Raw genomic sequence first — 17,933 nt, 5'->3', positions numbered from 1 at the left:
CCGCCGCGAGCAGACCGCCCTGGTGCCAGACCTGGGGCGAGTGGGTCACACAGGCGACCGACGCTCTGATCGCCGCGTGCGCGGCCACATTGAGGCTGCGTCAGATCCGGAAGGCGGCGATGTACCGGCCCGGGTCGCCGCGCAGGTCGCCGTCCCAGCGGGTCAGGGTCTGTTCGGCGAAGGTGCGGCCGGTGGCGAGGATCTCGTCCAGCGGGTCGAGGTAGCCGGGCACGTGCGGGGGTTCGAGTCCGGCGGCGACCCGGGCGTCCAGGCCGGCCCGGGCCAGGCGCAGCAGTTCGGCGGCGAGCGGGCGGACGGGGGTGTCGCCGAGGCGGGTGGCCAGGCCGTGGACGGGGAGTTGGGTGCGGGCCGCGCGGTGTTCGGCGGCGCTGTGCCGGCCGGTCAACTCCCAGGCGGCGTCGCAGGATTCGCGGTGGTAGCCGAGGCCGGTCCAGAGCGCGGGCAGGGCGGTGAGGTGGGGGTGGGGCGGGCCGTCGGCGCCGCGCAGTTCCAGGGTGCGGCGTACCCGGGTGTCGGTCCACAGCTGGTCGAGGTGGGCGGCCCAGCGCCGGGGGGCGTCGTCGAGGCCGTGGCGCAGCAGTTCGGCGAAGCTGCCGTCGGGGGCGCTGTGGTGGCGGCCGTCGCGGGTGCGGTAGTGGATGAGGGGGATGCCGAGCGCCCAGTCGACGATGTCCTCGGCGGCGACGTCGGGCCGCAGCGCGGGCGGCAGCAGGCCGGTGCGGCGCGGGTCCATCCGCAGCCAGGCCCAGGAGCGGTGGGACAGCAGGCCGCACGGGCGGCCTTCGTGCAGCGGCGAGTTGACGAGCAGGGCGGAGATCACGGGGGCGACGGCGGTCTGCATCCGCAGTTTGCGGGTGAAGTCCTCGGGGCCGAGGAAGTCGAGGGTGGCCTGGGTGGACAGCGACAGGCCCATCACGTGCGGGGCGCGGGCCCCGCCGGGGCCGAGGTCGGCGAAGTACTGGCGCATCAGGGCGCCGCGGGACATCGGCACCCATTCGACGTCGGCGAGCCGTCCGAAGGGCAGGTTGCCGCCGGGGACGAGGGCCAGGCCGTGGCCGGCGGCCAGGTCGGCGAGCCGGGCCAGCGCGGCCCGGACTTCGTCCATGGTCTTGCCGACGCCGGGCCCGGGGGTGGAGGAGTACTCGATCTGCCCGCCGTGTTCGAGCGTGACGGTGGCGCCGTCGGGCAGCCGGACGCCCGTCAGGCAGTCGGCGTCCCACTCGGGTTCGCCGCCCCAGTGGTGGAGCACCGTCTCCAGGACGGCCCGGACGCCGTGCGGGCCCGAGTAGCGGGCGCCGATGCCGGTGGCGGGGTCGAGCAGGCCGCACTCGACCTCGACGCCGACCTGCTCGGTGGTGCCCGGGGCGGGCGTCAGTGGGGCGAGCAGCTGCGCCCGGTCCATCACGGGGCGCTCACCGGGGCGGCGGCACATGCCTGTCGGGCGTGGTCGAGCAGCGCGCCGACGGCGCCGAGCGCGGACTGGGCGGCGCCCTGGCACCAGGCGTGCGCGCCGGACAGGTGCTCACCGGCGAAGAAGATCCGCGGCCGGTGCGCGGGGTGCGGCGCGCCGAGCACCGACAGGTAGCGGGTGTGTTCGCCGGGGGTGAGGTGGGCGAAGGCGCCGCCGCCCATGCCGGTCTGCACGTCCCAGTTGCAGTGCACGATGTCGTCGACGTCGCCGGTGATGCCGGGGTGCAGCTGCTCCAGGCATTCCAGTACCAGCGCCTCCCGGTCGGCCTGTTCCAGCGCGGCGAACCGGCGCGCGTTGGCCCCCCACAGGTAGGCGCCGAGCAGCGCGGCGGGTTCGGCGGAGCGCAGCCGGTCGAGGGCGTCCCAGCGGGGGGTGCCGGAGCCGTTGACGCCGCCGTCGGTGCGCACCGCGTTGTCGGACGGGTACCAGCACTGCTGGATCGGCAGGTCGGTGAAGCTGCCGCCGCCGTGGATGCCGTCCTCGATCTCCCAGCGGCGGCGGGTCACGTGCAGCACGGTCTTGGCGCTGGACGCGTAGCTGATGCCGCGCACCGCGTGGCGCTGCGCGTGCGGCAGGCCGGGGGTGAGGGTGATCTGGTCGAGCGCGGGGGCGGGGACGCAGCAGACCACGAAGTCGGCGTGCTCGTCGAGCCGGCCGCCGATCCGCCGGCCGCCCACCCGCACGCCGTCGGGGCGCAGCGCGAGTTCGTCGATCCGGGTGGACAGCCGCAGGGTGCCGGGGCGCAGCGCCCGGACGAAGGCGTGCACCAGGGAGTCCATGCCGCCGGTGAGTTCGACCTGGCCGCGGTGGAACAGCCCGAAGTAGTCGACGAGTACTTCCAGCAGGGAGGACTGTTCGTAGTGGGCGAGGCCGCTGGCGTGGCCGAACAGGTCCCAGGCGTCCTGGGAGAGGTGCTCGTGGACGAACTGCCACAGCGACACCGAGGCGGCACGTTCCAGGGCCGGGTCGTCCCACCGGCCGTCCAGCGCGCGGCGCTGCTGTTCGACGGTCAGGGCCCGCCAGACGGGGGCGAGGATCCGCTCCAGCAGGGCGGACGGTGCGTGGCGTTCCTCGGGGCGGAGGGCGAAGGCGGGGAACAGCGAGGCGACCTCGCGGACCCGGACCCGGCTGCCGCGCAGGTGGTAGTAGGCCTGCGGGTTGGTGTTGACGAAGGGCCGGGTGGCCAGCCGGAAGCTGGTCACGTAGTGCAGCACGCAGTGGTGGTTGGCCGGGATCCGCATCGCGCCGAGGTCGGCGTGGGTGCCGTCCCAGAACCGGTGGGTGCGGATCCGTCCGCCGGGCCGGTTGCCGCGTTCGTACACCGTCACGTCGAAGCCTCGCCGCTGCAGCTCGTACGCGCACACCAGGCCGGCGATGCCGGACCCGATCACGGCCACCCGGCCGCCCGGGCCGGCCGTCGGCGTCAGCAGGGCGCGGGGGAACGCAAAACTGGTGTCGAACATCGGGACCCCTTCGGTGCGCGAGCCGCACGGCGCCCCCGCCCTGCCCTGCTCGCACCTTCCCCCGACCAGGCGTTGCCGCGTCTTCGGAACACGCTGCCACCGGCCCGCCCGGTTCGCATCCGCACCGTCGGCCGGCCCCCCACCGGCCGCGCTGCGGGTCCTCAGTTCGAGGACGGTGCCTGCCGGTGCTGGAGCCACCGGCCGGCCAGGGACACGGCCACGGTGAGGGCCAGTGCCAGCAGGGTGTCCACGCGGGAGTCGGCGAGTGCGATCAGCACGCCCGGGCCGGCCTGCTGGATGCTCACGCCGGAGCCGACGAACAGCCCGGCGCCGACCGCGCCGCCGATGCTGATCACGGTCATGTGGCGGCTGAGCAGGCTCCGCGACAGCTGGGCCCCGCCGGCCGCGACGGCCGTGTCGTGGGCGTCCAGCAGCTGTGTCCCGGTGTTTCCTGTTGCGTCGCTCACGACCGCAGCTCCACTCCGTGCCGGGCCTCGACCTGGTTCAGCAGCGCGCGGAACAGCGGCAGGCGCAGCTCCTCCACGGGCTCCAGCGCCTCGGGGTGCCACTGGACGCCGACCGTCCAGGCGGCGTCCGCGAGCAGCTCGACGGCCTCCACGCAGCCGTCGTCGGCGCGGGCGGTGACCTTCAGGCCCTCGCCCACCCGGTCCACGGCCTGGTGGTGCCCGGACGCCACCGCGATCCGGCCCTGGCCGAACGCCTGGGCGACCGCGCTGTCGGCCGACAGCGCGACCTCGTGGGTGGCCCACTCGATCCCGGGCTCCGGGTTGTGCGGGACGCCGGTCGGCGCCAGGTCCACGTGCAGGGTGCCGCCCCGGACGATGTTGAGCAGCTGCATGCCCCGGCAGATGCCGAGCATCGGGCGGCCGTGGTCGAGCGCGTACCGCACCACGGCCTCGTCGAGCCGGTCCTGCACGGGGTTGACGTCGTACAGCGACGGGTGGTGGGCGTCCGCGCCGTACCGGGCCGGGTCGACGTCCCCGCCGCCGGGCACCACGAAGCCGGCGCAGTCGGCCAGTTCGGCGTCCGACGGGTTGCCCTCGGCGTCCGGCCGGAGCAGGACGGGGCGGGCGCCGGCGGCCCGGATCAGGTCCACGACCTGGTCGAAGATCCGGTTGGCCTCGCCGATGCGCACGTCGGCGCCCGGAGCGTCGCCGTCGCTGAGGCGGACGGGTATCCCGATGAGGGGTTCCGGGTGATCGGTGACGCTCATAAGCTCTCTCCCTGCTCGGCTTGCGGATGAGATGCGAAATCTAGAAGATAGATTTCATGGATGGCAAGGGGTGGACCCAACACATCGAGCCGGTGCGTGCGGCGGGAGCCGCCGAGGCGATCGCACGCCGGCTCGGCGAACTGATCGGCGCCCGGATCCTGGTCGGGGGTGACCGCCTGCCACCGGAGAAGACCCTGGCCGAACTGTTCGGCGTCGCCGTGATGACGGTCCGGCACTCGATGGCGGTGCTCCGCGAGGACGGCCTGATCGAGACCCGGCGCGGCCGCGGCGCGGGCACCTTCGTGGTCCCCGGCATCCTCACCCGGATCGGCGAACTGACCGCCCTGCACCCGTACACCCGGGCCGACATCGAGGAGTTGACGGCCTGGCGGATCGCGATCTCCGGCGAGGCCTCCGCCCGCGCCGCCCTGCGCGCCTCCGAGGCGGGCCTGGCCCGGATGCGCGGACTCGAGGCCGCCGCCGACGCGGTCGTCGCCGACGCCGAGGCCTACCGCACCGCGGACGCCGGCCTGCACCTGTACATCGCCGAACTCTCCGGCTCCAGGCGCCTGTTGGAGGCCGAACAGGGCATCCAGCACGAGCTGACCCGGCTGCTCGCCGGCCACCCCGGCGGCACCGAATCCCGCAGCACCCCCTCCCAGCGCCACCGCGCCCTCGCCGGCGCCATCGAGGCCCGCGACCCGGCCCGCGCCCGCAAACAGTTCACCATCCACGCGCAGGCCACCGCAGACCTCTGCCTCCCCTTCGCCCAGGAGCCGACCGAGTCCTGAACTCCCCACCGCTTCAGGGGACTTCGGACCTCCCGGGCGCGCCCGGCCGGGCGCCCGCGGCCCGCGGCGGTCGCGGCCCCTACGGCTCCAGCCGGGGGTCGTCGATGCCGACGGTGACGACCCCGGGCGGATAGAGCTCCGGACAGGCCGTCAGGATCAGGTGCTGCTGCGGGCGCACCGGGGTGGGCAGACTCGCGGCGATCGCGTGCGCCAGGCCCTGGCTCCCGTATCCGTCACGGACCATCGTCGCCACCACCACGGCGGTACTCGCATCGAGTGGCTCGAACTCCAGTGAGGGCAGCGCCAGGACCGCGCGAGCGGCACCCTCGTCCTTGATCTCGGCCTCGACCAGGCACAGCACCGGCACCAGCAGGTGCTGGAACGGGCTGTGCAGCGCGGCATCCACGACCCGGTGCAGACGCGGGTGGCCCGCGGCCAGCGCGGCCAGAGCGCCGGAATCCAGAATGATCACGCGCTGCGCCTGGGGGCGACCTTGGCGCGCGCGTCCTGCGCGGCGATGCCGTAGACCCGCTGCAACAGGTCCGGCCCCTGGTCCAGCTCCGTGTCGGTGAGGGCCATCCCGAAGTGCTCCCGCAGCAGCCGGCGGCCCTCGGCAACCCGCTCGGCGATCTGCTCCGCGGTGGGCTGCCGCTCCACCAGCAGCGCCACCTGGGCGCCGATCGTGGTGCCGCCGGCCGCCGCGAGAGCGGCCAGCCGGTCACGCGTCTCGGCGGAGACCTTGATCGTCGCATCAGCCATACCACGAGCGTACACCGGCGGTGTACCGCCGGTGTACGACGAGGGGCCCAAGGGCGGGGCCTAGAAGCCGAGCGGGGTGTACGTGGACATCGTCTGCGCGAACTGCTGCCCGTTGGTGGGTGCGGCAGCGACCGGGAAGACCGGTACCGCGCTGCCGTTGGCGGTCGAGAGGCCCAGGTATTCGCCGAGCATGCGGCCGTGGCTGGTGTCGGGCATGGCGGTCAGTGCCATCCCCTCCGCGAGCGGGGTGGTCCGCTTCTTCCAGGTCAGGCCGCCGTCGGTGGAGGAGAGGTAGTTGACCGAGACGGCGCCGTTCCACAGCTCGTTGTAGACGATCGCGAAGCGCCCGGGGTTGAACGGGTCGGCCGTGATCGACGGGGCGAACTGGTTGGTGGCGGCACACAATGCCTGGTCCGGGCAGGTGTCGATCTCGGTGACCGTCCAGTTCTGCCCGTCGGTCGAGGTGGCCTTGACGAGGTTGTTCCAGGCGCAGCCGGTCGCGGCCCGGCAGCCGTGCCAGACGGCGTTGATCCGGCCGGTGCTGTCCACGTCGGCGGAGACCACGGAGACGTCGCGCAGGCCCGGAACGTCGTACTGGCTGCCGTTGTTGACCGTCACCGGCGCGGTCGAGCCGGTGCCGCCGCCGGTGAGGGTGAAGGCGCCGACGGTGCCGGCCGCCCCGTACAGGACGACCACGCTGCCGTCGGGCCGGACCACCGGGTGGCTCCCGGTGTCGGCCGGCCAGGAGCCGTTGAGACGCGCCCAACTCAGGCCGCCGTCCGTGGACTTGGCAATGTCGATCCGGCCGGTGTCGAACCTGGTGACGGTCAGGTAGCAGGTGCCGTAGTACGGGCTGGAGGTCCAGTTGTCGCAGGTCATCCACTCCTTGTCCCACTCGACGCCGTCGTTGCCGATCGCCCAGGTGGGGGCGGACCAGTGCGCGGCGGCGTCGGTGGAGCGGTTGATCATGATGCCGGCACCGGCGCCCGCGTCGACCGGCAGGCTGGCCACCATCCAGGTGTCGTGCCGGGCGCTGTACGCCACCACCGGGTCGCTGGCGCGTCCGTGGGTGCCGCCGGCCGCGACGGTGATGCCCGGCAGGGTGCCGGACGTCCAGGTGAGCCCGCCGTCCCGGGAGGCCGCGAAGCCGGTGTTGGTCGAGCCGCCGCTGAAGCTCCGGCCGACCTGGTAGGCGCTGACGACCGTACTGCCCCAGCCGAAGCTGTCCGCCTCGACGGCGGTCGAGTGCTGGGTGTCGGCGGTGGTGTACGGGTCCGCGCCGACCGTCTGGAGGCCGCCGGTGAAGGTGCGGCACCCCAGGTTGGTCTCGGCCGACCGGTGCGGCGAGCCGCCGTAGACGTTGACGGCGGCCAGGCAGATCGTCTGCGGGCCCGCCGGGACGGACGTCAGCGTCTGCCAGAAGCCGTGGGCGCCGACGTCGGAGCGGTAGAGACTCGCGGCGAACTGCTGGACCACCGTGCCGTTGCGGCGGACTCTGACCTGCACCGAGCCGCCCGTGTCCGGGTCCGTGGCCCAACCCGACACCACCACGCCGCCGTTGGCGCCGATCATCGCGTCGAACGCGCCTTCGGCGGGCCGGTCGGGATCGGGGTCCGGATCCTGGGAGCAGATCGGCGGCGGATCCGGCTGGTCGCAGAGCGGGGACGCCTGCGCGTGGCCCGGTGCGACGAGGACGGACGCGACGGCGGCGACGCCGGCCAGCAGCAGCGCCACCGACCGGCCGACGCGCGGAAAAACGGAACGTGTGGACAAGGTGGCCCCCTTGTTGTCGGTTGCGATACCCCAGAGAGTGGCAAGCGCGAGTAAACAGTCCATCAACACCCAATCGGCGTCGCGCACCGAGCCTGTGGGAAGATCCGCAGGTGAGTGCCATATCGTCGCCCCCCAAGCCCGTCCAGTTGTGCGCGGCCCCAGGCTGTTCGCAGCCCACCGCCTACCGCACGCGTTCACGCGACGCCTGGTGCGACGAGCACATCACCGAAATCCTGCGCACCGGTGGCCTGGAGCCGCTGGAGCCGTTCCAGAAGCCGACGGCTTGGCGGCTGACCAGGTGTCTGAACTGCGGCTGCGAGGCGCACTACCGCCTCGAGTACACGCTCGACCAGAACGCGGCGGGCCAGGCCACCTGCCGGGCCTGCTACTGGCGGCAGTGGGCGCTGGACGCACGCCGGAACCAGGGCCCGTACGCGGACCTGACGCCCGTCCCGGTGGAGCAGGCGCGCGCCCACGCGGAGCAGCACGGCTACGACTACCTCACCCCACTCACCGACCCGTCGCTCGCGGACGACCCGCACCACGTCCGCTGCCGGTACTGCGGGCGGCAGAGCGCCGAACGGCTGGGCGACATCGCGTTCGGCTGCCGGTGCGGAACCAACCCGAGCCGGGCCCGGCAGACCTCCAACGCCCCGGGCGAGAAGAACCGGGAACTGCTCAAGGACTCGGGGCTGCCGGTCCTCGCCTGGTGGGACCACGAGGCCAACGAGGCCGCGCAGTGGGAGACCGTCACCGTCACCGCCCTGCGCGAGGTGGCCTGGCGCTGCCCCGACTGCGCGCTGCGCTTCACCGCCCGGGTCAGCCACATGCTGCACAACCAGCAGTGCCCGGCGTGCGAACCCCGGCACCGCGCCGAACGGGAGGCCGAGCTGGCGCGGCTGGAGGTGACGCCGGTCGCCGACGTCCCCGAACTCCTCGAAGCCTGGGCCGACGAGGAGGACCCGCACACGGTGTTCGTCGCCGCCGACCTGACGCTGCGCCGCTTCCGCTGCCCGCAGGGCCACCACCCGCGGGTGTCCCCGCTGCGGTACCTGCGTTCGGGCTGCCCGTCCTGCCGGAGCCTGAAGACCTCGGCGGCCCGGCAGGAGATCGAGGCCGTCGAAGCGGCCCCGTTCCGGCTGAGCCCGGAAATAGGTGCCCAGTGGCACCCGACCCGCAACGGCCGGATCAGCCTGGCCAAGATCTCGCCCAAGTCGCGCCGCACCGTCTGGTGGCAGGACCCGGTCTGCGGCCACGAATGGCAGGACACCCCCGAGCAGCGCGACAAGGGGCAGCGGCTGCGCTGCCCCGAGTGCCGCACCATCCTCGACTCGCTGGCCTTCCACTTCCCGGACCTCGCCGCCGAATGGTCCCCCGCCAACCCGCTCTCCCCCTGGCAGGTGCGGCCGACCGCGCAGACCGCGTTCGTCCCCGCCTGGGCATGCCCCAGCGGGCACACCTGGCAGGCGCCGCTCGCCTCCCGCACCAATGGCAGCGGCTGCCCCGAGTGCCGCGAACACGGCAAGTCGCAGGTGGAACTGAGCCACCATCGGGCCGCCGAACGCGCCTTCGGCACCGCCGCGTCCGGCCAGTCCGTGCGGCACAGCGCCTTCGCCCGCCGCGCCCAGTGGTCCATCGACATCACCACCGTCCTGCCCGACGGCCGCAAGCTCGCCATCGAGTACGACGGCGCCTACTGGCACGCCGACAAGACCGCCCTGGACGCCGACAAGTCCCGCGACCTCCTCGCAGCCGGCTACCTGGTCGCCCGCCTCCGCGAACACCCCCTCCCCCCGCTGCCCGTCGAGCACCCCGACTACGCCGAGTTCACCGTCCACTCGACCGCTCCCCGGCCCGAGGAGGTCATCGAGCGGGTGAAGAACTGGGCGACGGGCCAACGGAGTTGAGACGGTTCACGGCGGGAGGGCCGGGTCGCGCTCCGGGCGCCCGTACAATGCGACACCGACAGTGCTTGCGACAGCGAACGGTCGCGGGCCCGGTGGGCCCCGGCCGGTGACGACACGGACGGAGGGAGCGCCGATGCCCAGCCAACGGTCCATCAACGAGGCGGAGCGGCTCGTCGGGGCGAAGCTCGGCGGCATCCCCGTCCGTACGGAGCGGATGGCGGCGGTGGCCAACATCTACCGGGCCGCCTCCGCGGTGCGGCAGCACCTGGAGAACTCGGTGCTGCGCGGCTCGGACCTGACCTGGACCGCGTTCGTGGTGCTGTGGGTGGTGTGGGTGTGGGGCGAGTCGGAGACGCGGCGGGTCGCCGAGGAGGCGGGCATCTCCAAGGGGACGCTGACCGGGGTGTCGCGCACCCTGGAGTCGCGCGGCCTGCTGCGGCGCGTCGACCACCCGACCGACGGCAGGCTGGTGCTGCTCGCGCTCACCGCGGAGGGTGAGGAGTTCATGCGCCGGGTGTTCCCCGCGTTCAACGAGGAAGAGTCGTTCGTCACCGCGCAGTTGAGCGACGAGGAGTGCCACAGCCTGGCCGACGGGCTGCGCCGGGTGGTGCTCCAGGTCGAGGAGCACGGCGAGGACCGGCGCCGGTCGCTGCTGAACGGCGAGGAGCCGGCCCCGCGCCGCAGCGGCCGGCGTCCTCGCGGCTGATCACCCGGCGGCCTCCCGCACCAGCGCGTCGAAGATGCCCTGCTGGACGGGGTCCTGGTCCGCGGTGTCCTCCGGGTGCCACTGCACGGCCACCAACCAGCCGTCGTGGCCCGCGAGTTCGAGGGCCTCGGCGGTTCCGTCGGCGGCCCGGGCGGTGACGGTCAGGCCCTCCCCCGGCCGGTCCACGTGCTGGTGGTGGTAGCAGGACGCCTCCACCACGGCCGCACCGCCGGCGGCCTTCGCGAGCGCGGAGCCGGGCGCGAGCGAGACCGGGTGGCGCAGGTGGCGGTGCTCGCGGCCGGGCCCGCCCATGTCCTGGTGGAGGGTGCCGCCCAGCACGGTGTTGACCACCTGGAGGCCGCGGCAGATCGCCAGTACCGGCAGCCCGCCGCCGATCGCGGCCCGGGCGAGCTCAAGGTCGAAGGCGTCCTGCTCCTCGTCCACGTCGTACACGGCCTCGTGCACCTCGGCCGACCCGTACCGGTGCGGAGCCAGATCCCCGCCGCCGGGCAGCAGCAACCCGTCGAAGCGCGCCAGCCGTTCCCGCACCCCGGCCGGGTCGGCGACCCCGCCGGGCGCATGCGGGTGCAGGCCGACGGGCTCGCCGCCGGCCCGCCAGACGGCCTCGATCAGGGCCCGGGCGTTGACCTCGGCGGCGTACCGCAGCGCGGAGGTGCTGGCGGCGAAGCGGGCGGGTATCGCGATCAGCGGGCGGTGGCTCACAGCTGGATCCAAGTGGTCTTGAGTTCGGTGTACTTCTCCAGCGCGTGCGCGGACTTGTCGCGCCCGTTGCCGGACTGCTTCATGCCGCCGAAGGGCACCGAAAGGTCGCCCTCCTCGTAGCAGTTGACCCAGACGGTGCCGGTCTTGAGGCTGCGGGAGACCAGGTGGGCGGTGGAGAGGTCGGAGGTCCACAGGCCGGCCGCGAGGCCGTATTCGGTGGCGTTGGCGAGGGCCACGGCCTCGTCGAGTTCGTCGAAGGCGAGGACGGACAGGACGGGGCCGAAGACCTCCTCGCGGGCGAGGCGGCTGTCGGGGGCGACCTGGTCGAAGACGGTCGGCTCCAGGTAGGAGCCGCCGGTGTCGGCAAGCACGCGGGCGCCGCCGGTGCACAGCCGGGCGCCGTCGGCGAGGGCGGTGCCGACGTGGCCGAGGACGCGGTTCAGGTGGCTCTCGCCGACCAGGGCGCCCATTTCGGTGGCGGGGTCGAGCGGGTCGCCGACCCGCAGCGCGCGGGCGCGGGCCACCACGGCCTCGGTGACCTGTTCGGCGATCGAGCGGTGCACCAGCAGCCGGGAGGGCGCGGTGCACATCTCGCCCTGGTTGAAGAAGATGCCCCAGGCGGCGGTGGCGGCGGCCCGGTCCAGGTCGGGGGCGTCGGGGAGGATGATGTTGGGCGACTTGCCGCCGAGCTCCAGCCAGACCCGCTTGAGGTTGGAGTCGGCGGAGTAGTGCAGGAATTGGCGGCCGACGGCGGTGGACCCGGTGAAGGCGAGGACGTCCACGTCGGGGTGCAGGCCGAGGGCCCGCCCGGCCACCGGGCCGTTGCCGGCCACGATGTTGAGCACGCCCGGCGGCAGCCCGGCCTCCAGGCCGATCCGGCCGAGCAGCAGCGCGGACAGCGGCGAGTTCTCGGAGGGCTTGAGCACCACCGTACAGCCGGCGGCCAGCGCCGGGGCGATCTTCCAACCGGCCAGCGTGAGCGGGAAGTTCCAGGGGACGACGGCGCCGACCACGCCCGCGGGCTCGCGGGTGACGAGCGCCAGGGCGTCGGACGCGGTGTGCGGGGCCTCGTCGGTGAGCTTGTCGGCGAGGCCGCCGTACCAGCGGAAGGTGTTGATGACGGCGCGCAGTTCGATGTCGTGCGCGTCGGTGACGGGCTTGCCCATCTCCAGGCTGACGGTGAGCGCGAGTTCGGCCCGGTGCTGTTCCAGCAGGTCGGCGAGGCGCAGCAGTACCCGGCCGCGTTCGGTCGGGGACAGCCGGGGCCAGGGGCCGCGGTCGAAGGCCCGGCGGGCGGCGGCGACGGCGGCGTCCACCTCGGCCTCACCGGCGTCGGCGACCTGGGCCAGCACCCGGCCGTCGCGGGGTGACACCACGGCGAACGTCCCGCCGCCGCCGGCCTCGTCGGCGCCGTCGATCAGGTGCGTGGTGACGGGGCGCAGCGCCTCGGCCCGGCGCAGCCAGTCCTCGTGGGTCATGCGGTCCTCCTGGAGCGGGAGCGCGCGCCCAACTGGCGGGCGCGCGCCTTGATGTGACGGTGTATCAGTGCGAACGCCGTTGCCGGATCCGCTGGTTGGCCACGCCGAGGGCCAGCACGACGGGCACCGACAGGACCAGCCAGAGGGCGGTGCTCAGTTGTCCGCCGATCAGGGTGGTGAAGTTGGCCAGGATCAGCCAGATGGCGCCCGCGATGCCGAGCGCGCCCAGTACGGGGGCGAGCACGGTGTTCCACAGCCGGGTGTCCACCCGGTTGCGGCGGAAGAACACCACCACGGAGACCGAGGTCAGCAGGTAGAGCAGCATCATGGCGAGCACGGCGAGTCCGCTGAACCAGGAGAACAGGGTGAGCACCGGGTCCTGGCCGGCCACCGCGAACGGCACCACCAGCAGTACGGCGATGCCGGTCTGCACCCGCCCGGCCATGGCCGGGGCGTGCTTGCCGTTCAACCGGCAGAGTGCGGCGGGGAGTTGGCCGTCCCGGCCGAGGCAGAACAGGTAGCGGCTGGCGGAGTTGTGGAAGGTGAGGACGCCGGCGAACAGCGAGGTGGCGAGCAGCACCGGCAGCACGCTGTTCACCCAGCCGCCGAACAGGTCGGCGATGGGCGCGAACACGAACCCGGCGGAGTCGCCGCCGGCCAGCGCCTGGTTGGCCGCTTCCGGGGCCTTGGAGGCGCCGTGCGCGGAGATCAGCGACCAGGAGGTGAGTGCGAAGAATCCGGTGACCACCAGTACCGAGAGGTAGGTGGCCCGCGGCACGGTCTTCTTGGGCTCGCGGGCCTCCTCGCCGTAGATGGCGGTGGCCTCGAAGCCGAACATGGACGCCAGGGCGAACATCACGGCGATGCCGGGCGCGCCCTGGAGCGCGGCCGACGGGGAGAAGCTGTCGGCCAGGCCGAGCCCTTCGGGGCCGCCGCCCTTGAACAGCGTGACCAGGCTGAACACCAGCAGGATGCTGAACTCGGCGAGGACGAACGCGGCGAGCACCTTGGCGCCCATCTCGATGCCCGCGGCGCCGAGTGCCTGCACCACCGCCATGGTGACCAGGGTGTAGACCCACCACGGCAGATCGACCGACGTATTGTCGGCGACCAGGGAGCTGACGATGGAGCCGTACAGGCCGTACATGCCGGCCTGGATGACGCAGTAGGCGAACAGCGCGACGCTCGCGCCGCCCGCGCCGGCGGCCCGGCCGAGGCCGGTGCCGATATAGGTGTAGAAGGCGCCGGCGTCCACGACGTGCCGTCCCATCGCGATGAAGCCGACGGAGAACAGCAGGATCACGGCGCCGGCCACCACGTAGGCGGCGGGGGTGCCGGAGCCGTTGCCGATGGCGACCGAGATCGGGGCGGCGCCGGCGATGCCGGTCAGCGGCGCCTGGCCGGAGAGGACGAAGAAGAGGATGCCCAGTACGCCGAGGGCGTTGGGCTTGAGGGTGGCACTGGTGGGGGCGTGCCGCACGGTCCGTTCACGGGAAGCCGTCTGACTGTCCACACGGATCACCTGCCAGATCAAAGTGGGGGAATCGTTTCAGGTCAAACGAGTTGCCTCATCGTGGAGGCAGGCAGTCCGTTTGGCAAGGGTTCGGGGCCGCTCCCGCGATAACGGTTTCGAAGCGGCCTTCGAGGCGGCCCTGGGGTGGCCTTCGACGCGGCCTGTGGGGCGGCCGCGCAGGTCAGCGGTCCGACAAGCCGTCGAGGAGCGCGCGGAGTTCGGCCAGCGCGTCCTCGGTGGCCGCCCGCTCGCCGAACACCAGCTGGTGCAGCACCAGGCCCTCCAGCGCGGCGAACACCAGCCGGGACAGGCCGGGGCTCACCGCCCCGGGCAGCAGACGGTCCAGCTCGCGCCGGCTGGCCTCGAAGTACTCCTCGTACAGCCCGCGCAGGTGCGCCAGCAGCTCGGGGCGGCGGCGCGCCTCCAGCAGCAACTCGTACTGGAACACCTGGAGTTCGGGCCCGGCCTCGACCATGTCGGCCAGGCCGGTGGCGAACTCCTCCGGCCTCTGCGCGCCGGCCTCCAGCGCGCTGCTGCTGATCGAGGAGCGCACCGCGTGCGCGACGGCCTCCTCGATCAGCGCGTCGCGCGAGCCGAAGTGGTGCACGACCAGGCCGTGCGTCACCCCGGCCTCCTCCGCCACGGCCCGGTAGGTGAGGTTGCGCAAGCCCCCCCGGGCCACCACCCGCACCGCCGCCTCCAGCAGCGCGGTACGCCCCGTCCCGTAGTTCGTCACGCGCTTGCGGGTGGCGCGCTTGGCTGCGGGCGCGTCGGGCCGGTCGGGGTCGGTCATGGCCGTGACCCTACCGGGAGGCACCGGTTCAGCGCTTCGGCGGCCGGATGCCGCGGAACTCCCAGTCCCCGCCCAGCGCGGTGGACAGCACCTCCTCCGACTCGGTGGGCTGCGCGCCCACGTCGGTGCGGATCGCCGTCGGGCCGGTGACGATGCGGTTGGTCAGCCGGCCGAGGCCCTCGACCTCCACCTCGACGACGTCGCCCGGCTGCACCGGACGGGAGTTGGCGGGCGTGCCGGAGAGCAGCACGTCGCCGGGGTACAGGGTGATGGTGCGGGCGATGTCGGCGACCAGGTAGTGCATGTCCCAGGTCATCTCGTCGGTGGAGCCGTCCTGCACCACCTCGCCGTTGACGTAGGTGCGCAGCTGCTTGCCGCGGAAGTCCCAGTCGGTGACCAGGCCGGGGCCGAGCGGGCACAGCGTGTCGGCGCCCTTGACGCGGAGCATCGAGCCGGCGTCGGTGTCCCGGAAGTCGTGCAGACCGTAGTCGTTGGCGACGGTGTAACCGGCGATGTAGTCACCGGCCTCCTCGGGAGAGATGTTGCGCGCGGTCTTCCCGATGACGATCGCCACCTCGCCCTCGTAGTTGAGCCACTTGCAGCCCTCGGGGCGGACGATCGCGCCGCCGTGCGAGTTCAGCGAGGAGGTGGGCTTGTGGAAGTAGGTGGGGGTGTCGGGCAGGCCGATCTGGAACTCCTCCACCCGGCTGCGGTGGTTGAGGTGGACGGCGATCACCTTGGAGGGCACCACGGGCGGCAGGTGGTGGGCGTCGGCGATGGCGACCCGGCGGCCGTCACCGGCGACCAGCTCCTCGCCGTCGCGGACGGTCTCGACGACGGCGCCGTCGAGGAGGATGCGGCGGTACTCGGGCATGGCGGGGGCCTTTCTCAGGTGAGGCTGTGGGGGTTGCGGGGGGCGGGTTCGGCGGGCAGGCCGGTGCCGGTCCAGCCGTCGGCCGGGCGGTCGAACCAGAGATGGACCTGGCCGGTGCCGATCGAGTTCTCGTACTCGCCGTACTGGCGGGCCTTCGCGGTGCACTCCCGCTCGCCGAGCGCGCCGGCCATCATCAGGTAGTGGGCGAACCTGGCCTCGGGCTTGAATGTCCCGAACTCGTCCATGGTGTCCAGGACCTGGTCGTGGCGGCCGTCCTTGAACCACTCGATCCGCTGCTCGTCGGCGGCCCGCGCCTCGGGGGTGAAGATGTGCGAGGGGTCGCTGGACTCGTGGGCGCGCAGCTCGCGCAGCGGCCAGAAGGTGTGCGAGAGCGCGCCGGAGGCGATCAGCAGCACCCGGCGGCCGGGGGTGGCGGCGATGCCGTCGGCCAGCGCGCGGCCGAGCCGCAGGTGGTCCTCCGCGTCGCCGGTCTGGCAGACGCCGATGGTCACCCAGCGCTTGTCGGGCAGGCCCTCGCCGAGGTACTTCCACAGGTTGACGGTGGCGTAGAAGATCGGCAGGTACGGGTCGTCGATCGGGGTGATCCAGGTGCCGTGCTTGTCCGCGAACTTGCCGATGTTGTGGGCGAGTTCGGGGTCACCGGGGAAGTCGTAGGGCATCCGGCACATGCCGCGCGGCAGTTCCTCGGAGGTGAACAGCCCGGCCCGGCGCTGCTGCGCGGTGACCACGAACTCGACGGTGGTCGCCCAGTGCGAGTCCAGCACCACCACGGTGTCGTAGTCGTCCCGCCCGAACACCTCCTCGCGCAGCTGGCGCAGGCCGGTGACGAGGGTGATCTCCTTGCCCTCGTTCAGCTCCCGCCGGATCTCCTCGGGGAGTACGACGGTGGGGACGTGGGCCAGCAGGCCGGCCCCGACGATCTCACCCATGGTCCTTCCACCCCTTCGGCGCGGTGACGGTGTTCTTGACGTCGCAGTAGAAGTCGAAGCTCCAGGTGCCGCCCTCGCGGCCGACGCCGGAGTGCCGGGAGCCGCCGAACGGGGCCTGCAGGTCGCGGACGAAGAAGCAGTTGACCCAGACGGTGCCCGCGACCAGCTGCTCGGTGACGCGTTCGGCGCGCTCGCGCGAGCCGGTGGCGAGGGTGGCGGCCAGGCCGAAGCGGGTGTCGTTGGCGAGCCGGACGGCCTCCGCCTCGTCGCGGAAGGTCTGGAGGGTCAGGACGGGGCCGAACACCTCCTCCTGGACGATCTCCGAGTCCTGTGCCACGCCGGTGAGCAGGGTCGGCGCGTAGAACTGGCCCGCCCGGCGCTCGCCGCCGATCACGGCGCGGGCGCCGGATGCGATCGCCCGCTGCACGAAGCCGTCGATCTTCTCCAGCTGGCGGGGGTGGATGTTCGGGCCGATGTCGGTGGGCAGTTCGCGCGGGTCGCCCTGCTGCAGCCGGGCGGCCTTCTCGGTGAACCGGCGGGTGAACTCCTCGGCGACGGACTCCTCGACCAGCAGCCGGGTGGCGGCCAGGCAGACCTGCCCGGCGTTGTCGTACTGCTCGACGGCGAGCTCGACGGCCAGGTCGAGGTCGGCGTCGGCGAACACCAGCAGCGGGGACTTGCCGCCGAGTTCGAGGCTGAGCGGGGTGAGGTTGGGCGCGGCCGAGGCGGCGATGTGCTTGGCGGTCGGCACCGAACCGGTGAAGCTGATCCGGCGCACGTCGGGGTGCGAGGTCAGTGCGTCGCCGATCTCCGAGCCGAGGCCCTGCACCACGTTGAACACGCCGGCCGGCAGCCCGGCCTCGGCGGCGATGTCGGCGAGCAGCGAGGCCGTCATCGGCGTCCACTCGGCGGGCTTGAGGACGACCGTGTTGCCGGCCGCCAGCGCCGGGGCGATCTTCCAGGTGGCCAGCATCAGCGGCGCGTTCCACGGGGTGATCAGCACGCACGGGCCGGCCGGGTCCCAGCTGACGTGGTTGCTGTGGCCGCGGGTGTCGAAGTCCTCGTGGTCGAGCGTCAGCAGCCAGTCGGCGAAGAACCGGAAGTTGTGCGCGACCCGGGGCATGACGCCGCGTCGGTGCGAGCGCAGCAGCGCGCCGTTGTCGGCGGTCTCGACGACGGCCAGGTCCTCCAGCCGCCACTCGACGCCGTCGGCGATGGCGTGCAGCAGGCGGGCGCGCTCCGCGCGGGGGGTGGCGGCCCAGGCGGGGAAGGCGGCCTTGGCGGCGGCGACGGCCGCCCGGGCCTCGGCGGCGGTGCCGCGGGCGATCTCGCCGAGGACGCTGCCGTCGATCGGCGAGTGGTCGGTGAAGGTCGCGGCGGAGGCGACGCGTTCGCCGCCGATCCAGTGCCGGGTGTCGACGGCGACCCCGGCGACGGTGGTGAGGTGTCCGCTCATGGCGTCAATTTCCTTGCTGAG

Annotated in this window: 17 protein-coding genes; 3 read left to right on the top strand and 14 right to left on the bottom strand. The window is 73.2% G+C overall.

Features of this window, described 5'->3' with window-relative positions; genetic code table 11:
* Positions 1–100: 100 nt before the first annotated feature.
* The 4 genes from ACZ6R9_RS14550 to ACZ6R9_RS14535 all read right to left on the bottom strand — a co-directional run bounded on the left by ACZ6R9_RS14550 (position 101) and on the right by ACZ6R9_RS14535 (position 4,189).
* On the bottom strand, positions 101–1,423 hold the full coding sequence (locus ACZ6R9_RS14550; RefSeq protein ID WP_465538406.1) for a glutamate-cysteine ligase family protein: 1,323 nt from the start codon (positions 1,421–1,423) through the stop codon (positions 101–103).
* Positions 1,423–2,955: a flavin monoamine oxidase family protein gene (locus ACZ6R9_RS14545; protein ID WP_380478094.1), complete on the bottom strand. Its 1,533-nt coding sequence runs from the start codon at positions 2,953–2,955 to the stop codon at positions 1,423–1,425. The genes ACZ6R9_RS14550 and ACZ6R9_RS14545 overlap by 1 nt, the downstream gene beginning before the upstream one ends.
* 161 nt (positions 2,956–3,116) lie before the next feature.
* Entirely contained in the window at positions 3,117–3,422 is a 306-nt protein-coding gene (locus ACZ6R9_RS14540; RefSeq protein WP_465538405.1) for a hypothetical protein, read from the bottom strand.
* The gene (locus tag ACZ6R9_RS14535; RefSeq protein WP_380478096.1) at positions 3,419–4,189 is read right to left on the bottom strand and encodes a gamma-glutamyl-gamma-aminobutyrate hydrolase family protein; all 771 of its coding nucleotides are present in this window, start codon (positions 4,187–4,189) and stop codon (positions 3,419–3,421) included. Before ACZ6R9_RS14535 ends, ACZ6R9_RS14540 begins: the two co-directional genes overlap by 4 nt.
* Before the next feature lie 56 nt (positions 4,190–4,245).
* On the opposite strand from ACZ6R9_RS14535, the gene ACZ6R9_RS14530 reads away from it, so the two are divergent.
* Positions 4,246–4,980, top strand: a complete 735-nt coding sequence (locus ACZ6R9_RS14530; protein WP_465538404.1) for a FadR/GntR family transcriptional regulator — start codon at positions 4,246–4,248, stop codon at positions 4,978–4,980.
* Between the two features lie 79 nt (positions 4,981–5,059).
* Here ACZ6R9_RS14530 and ACZ6R9_RS14525 read toward each other — a convergent pair whose 3' ends face one another.
* Genes ACZ6R9_RS14525 through ACZ6R9_RS14515 form a run of 3 tightly spaced genes read right to left on the bottom strand, consistent with a single transcriptional unit; the run spans position 5,060 to position 7,512 of the window.
* Positions 5,060–5,452, bottom strand: a complete 393-nt coding sequence (locus ACZ6R9_RS14525) for a PIN domain-containing protein (RefSeq protein WP_465538403.1) — start codon at positions 5,450–5,452, stop codon at positions 5,060–5,062.
* Positions 5,449–5,739: a hypothetical protein gene (locus ACZ6R9_RS14520; RefSeq protein WP_380478099.1), complete on the bottom strand. Its 291-nt coding sequence runs from the start codon at positions 5,737–5,739 to the stop codon at positions 5,449–5,451. The genes ACZ6R9_RS14525 and ACZ6R9_RS14520 overlap by 4 nt, the downstream gene beginning before the upstream one ends.
* Before the next feature lie 60 nt (positions 5,740–5,799).
* Positions 5,800–7,512: a sialidase family protein gene (locus ACZ6R9_RS14515; protein ID WP_465538402.1), complete on the bottom strand. Its 1,713-nt coding sequence runs from the start codon at positions 7,510–7,512 to the stop codon at positions 5,800–5,802.
* 110 nt (positions 7,513–7,622) lie between these two features.
* On the opposite strand from ACZ6R9_RS14515, the gene ACZ6R9_RS14510 reads away from it, so the two are divergent.
* Both ACZ6R9_RS14510 and ACZ6R9_RS14505 read left to right on the top strand, forming a co-directional pair.
* Positions 7,623–9,419, top strand: coding sequence for a zinc-ribbon domain-containing protein (locus tag ACZ6R9_RS14510; RefSeq protein ID WP_465538401.1), 1,797 nt, complete (start codon positions 7,623–7,625; stop codon positions 9,417–9,419).
* Between the two features lie 133 nt (positions 9,420–9,552).
* Positions 9,553–10,125, top strand: a complete 573-nt coding sequence (locus ACZ6R9_RS14505) for a MarR family winged helix-turn-helix transcriptional regulator (protein ID WP_380478102.1) — start codon at positions 9,553–9,555, stop codon at positions 10,123–10,125.
* Here the strand turns inward: ACZ6R9_RS14505 and ACZ6R9_RS14500 are convergent, their stop codons facing one another.
* From ACZ6R9_RS14500 to ACZ6R9_RS14470, 7 genes are all read right to left on the bottom strand, one after another.
* Positions 10,126–10,848, bottom strand: coding sequence for a gamma-glutamyl-gamma-aminobutyrate hydrolase family protein (locus ACZ6R9_RS14500; RefSeq protein ID WP_380478103.1), 723 nt, complete (start codon positions 10,846–10,848; stop codon positions 10,126–10,128).
* Positions 10,845–12,326, bottom strand: coding sequence for an aldehyde dehydrogenase (locus tag ACZ6R9_RS14495; RefSeq protein WP_465538400.1), 1,482 nt, complete (start codon positions 12,324–12,326; stop codon positions 10,845–10,847). The genes ACZ6R9_RS14500 and ACZ6R9_RS14495 overlap by 4 nt, the downstream gene beginning before the upstream one ends.
* A 64-nt stretch (positions 12,327–12,390) precedes the next feature.
* Complete coding sequence (locus ACZ6R9_RS14490; protein ID WP_380478105.1) at positions 12,391–13,839, bottom strand: APC family permease; 1,449 nt, start codon at positions 13,837–13,839, stop codon at positions 12,391–12,393.
* Positions 13,840–14,020: 181 nt separating this feature from the next.
* Positions 14,021–14,632 (bottom strand): TetR/AcrR family transcriptional regulator, encoded by a 612-nt coding sequence (locus tag ACZ6R9_RS14485; protein WP_380478106.1) that lies wholly within the window; start codon positions 14,630–14,632, stop codon positions 14,021–14,023.
* 28 nt (positions 14,633–14,660) lie between these two features.
* Positions 14,661–15,506 carry a fumarylacetoacetate hydrolase family protein gene (locus tag ACZ6R9_RS14480; RefSeq protein WP_380478107.1) on the bottom strand — a complete coding sequence of 282 codons (846 nt, stop codon included), beginning with the start codon at positions 15,504–15,506 and terminating at the stop codon, positions 14,661–14,663.
* Between the two features lie 14 nt (positions 15,507–15,520).
* Positions 15,521–16,456 carry a 3,4-dihydroxyphenylacetate 2,3-dioxygenase gene (locus ACZ6R9_RS14475; protein ID WP_380478108.1) on the bottom strand — a complete coding sequence of 312 codons (936 nt, stop codon included), beginning with the start codon at positions 16,454–16,456 and terminating at the stop codon, positions 15,521–15,523.
* The gene (locus ACZ6R9_RS14470; RefSeq protein WP_465538399.1) at positions 16,449–17,912 is read right to left on the bottom strand and encodes an aldehyde dehydrogenase; all 1,464 of its coding nucleotides are present in this window, start codon (positions 17,910–17,912) and stop codon (positions 16,449–16,451) included. The genes ACZ6R9_RS14475 and ACZ6R9_RS14470 overlap by 8 nt, the downstream gene beginning before the upstream one ends.
* Positions 17,913–17,933 lie beyond the last annotated feature (21 nt).

The sequence above is a fragment of the Kitasatospora sp. NPDC048662 genome (assembly GCF_055587065.1).
Note: the sequence above shows the minus strand (reverse complement) of the source record. Positions and strands in the feature narration are given on the sequence as shown.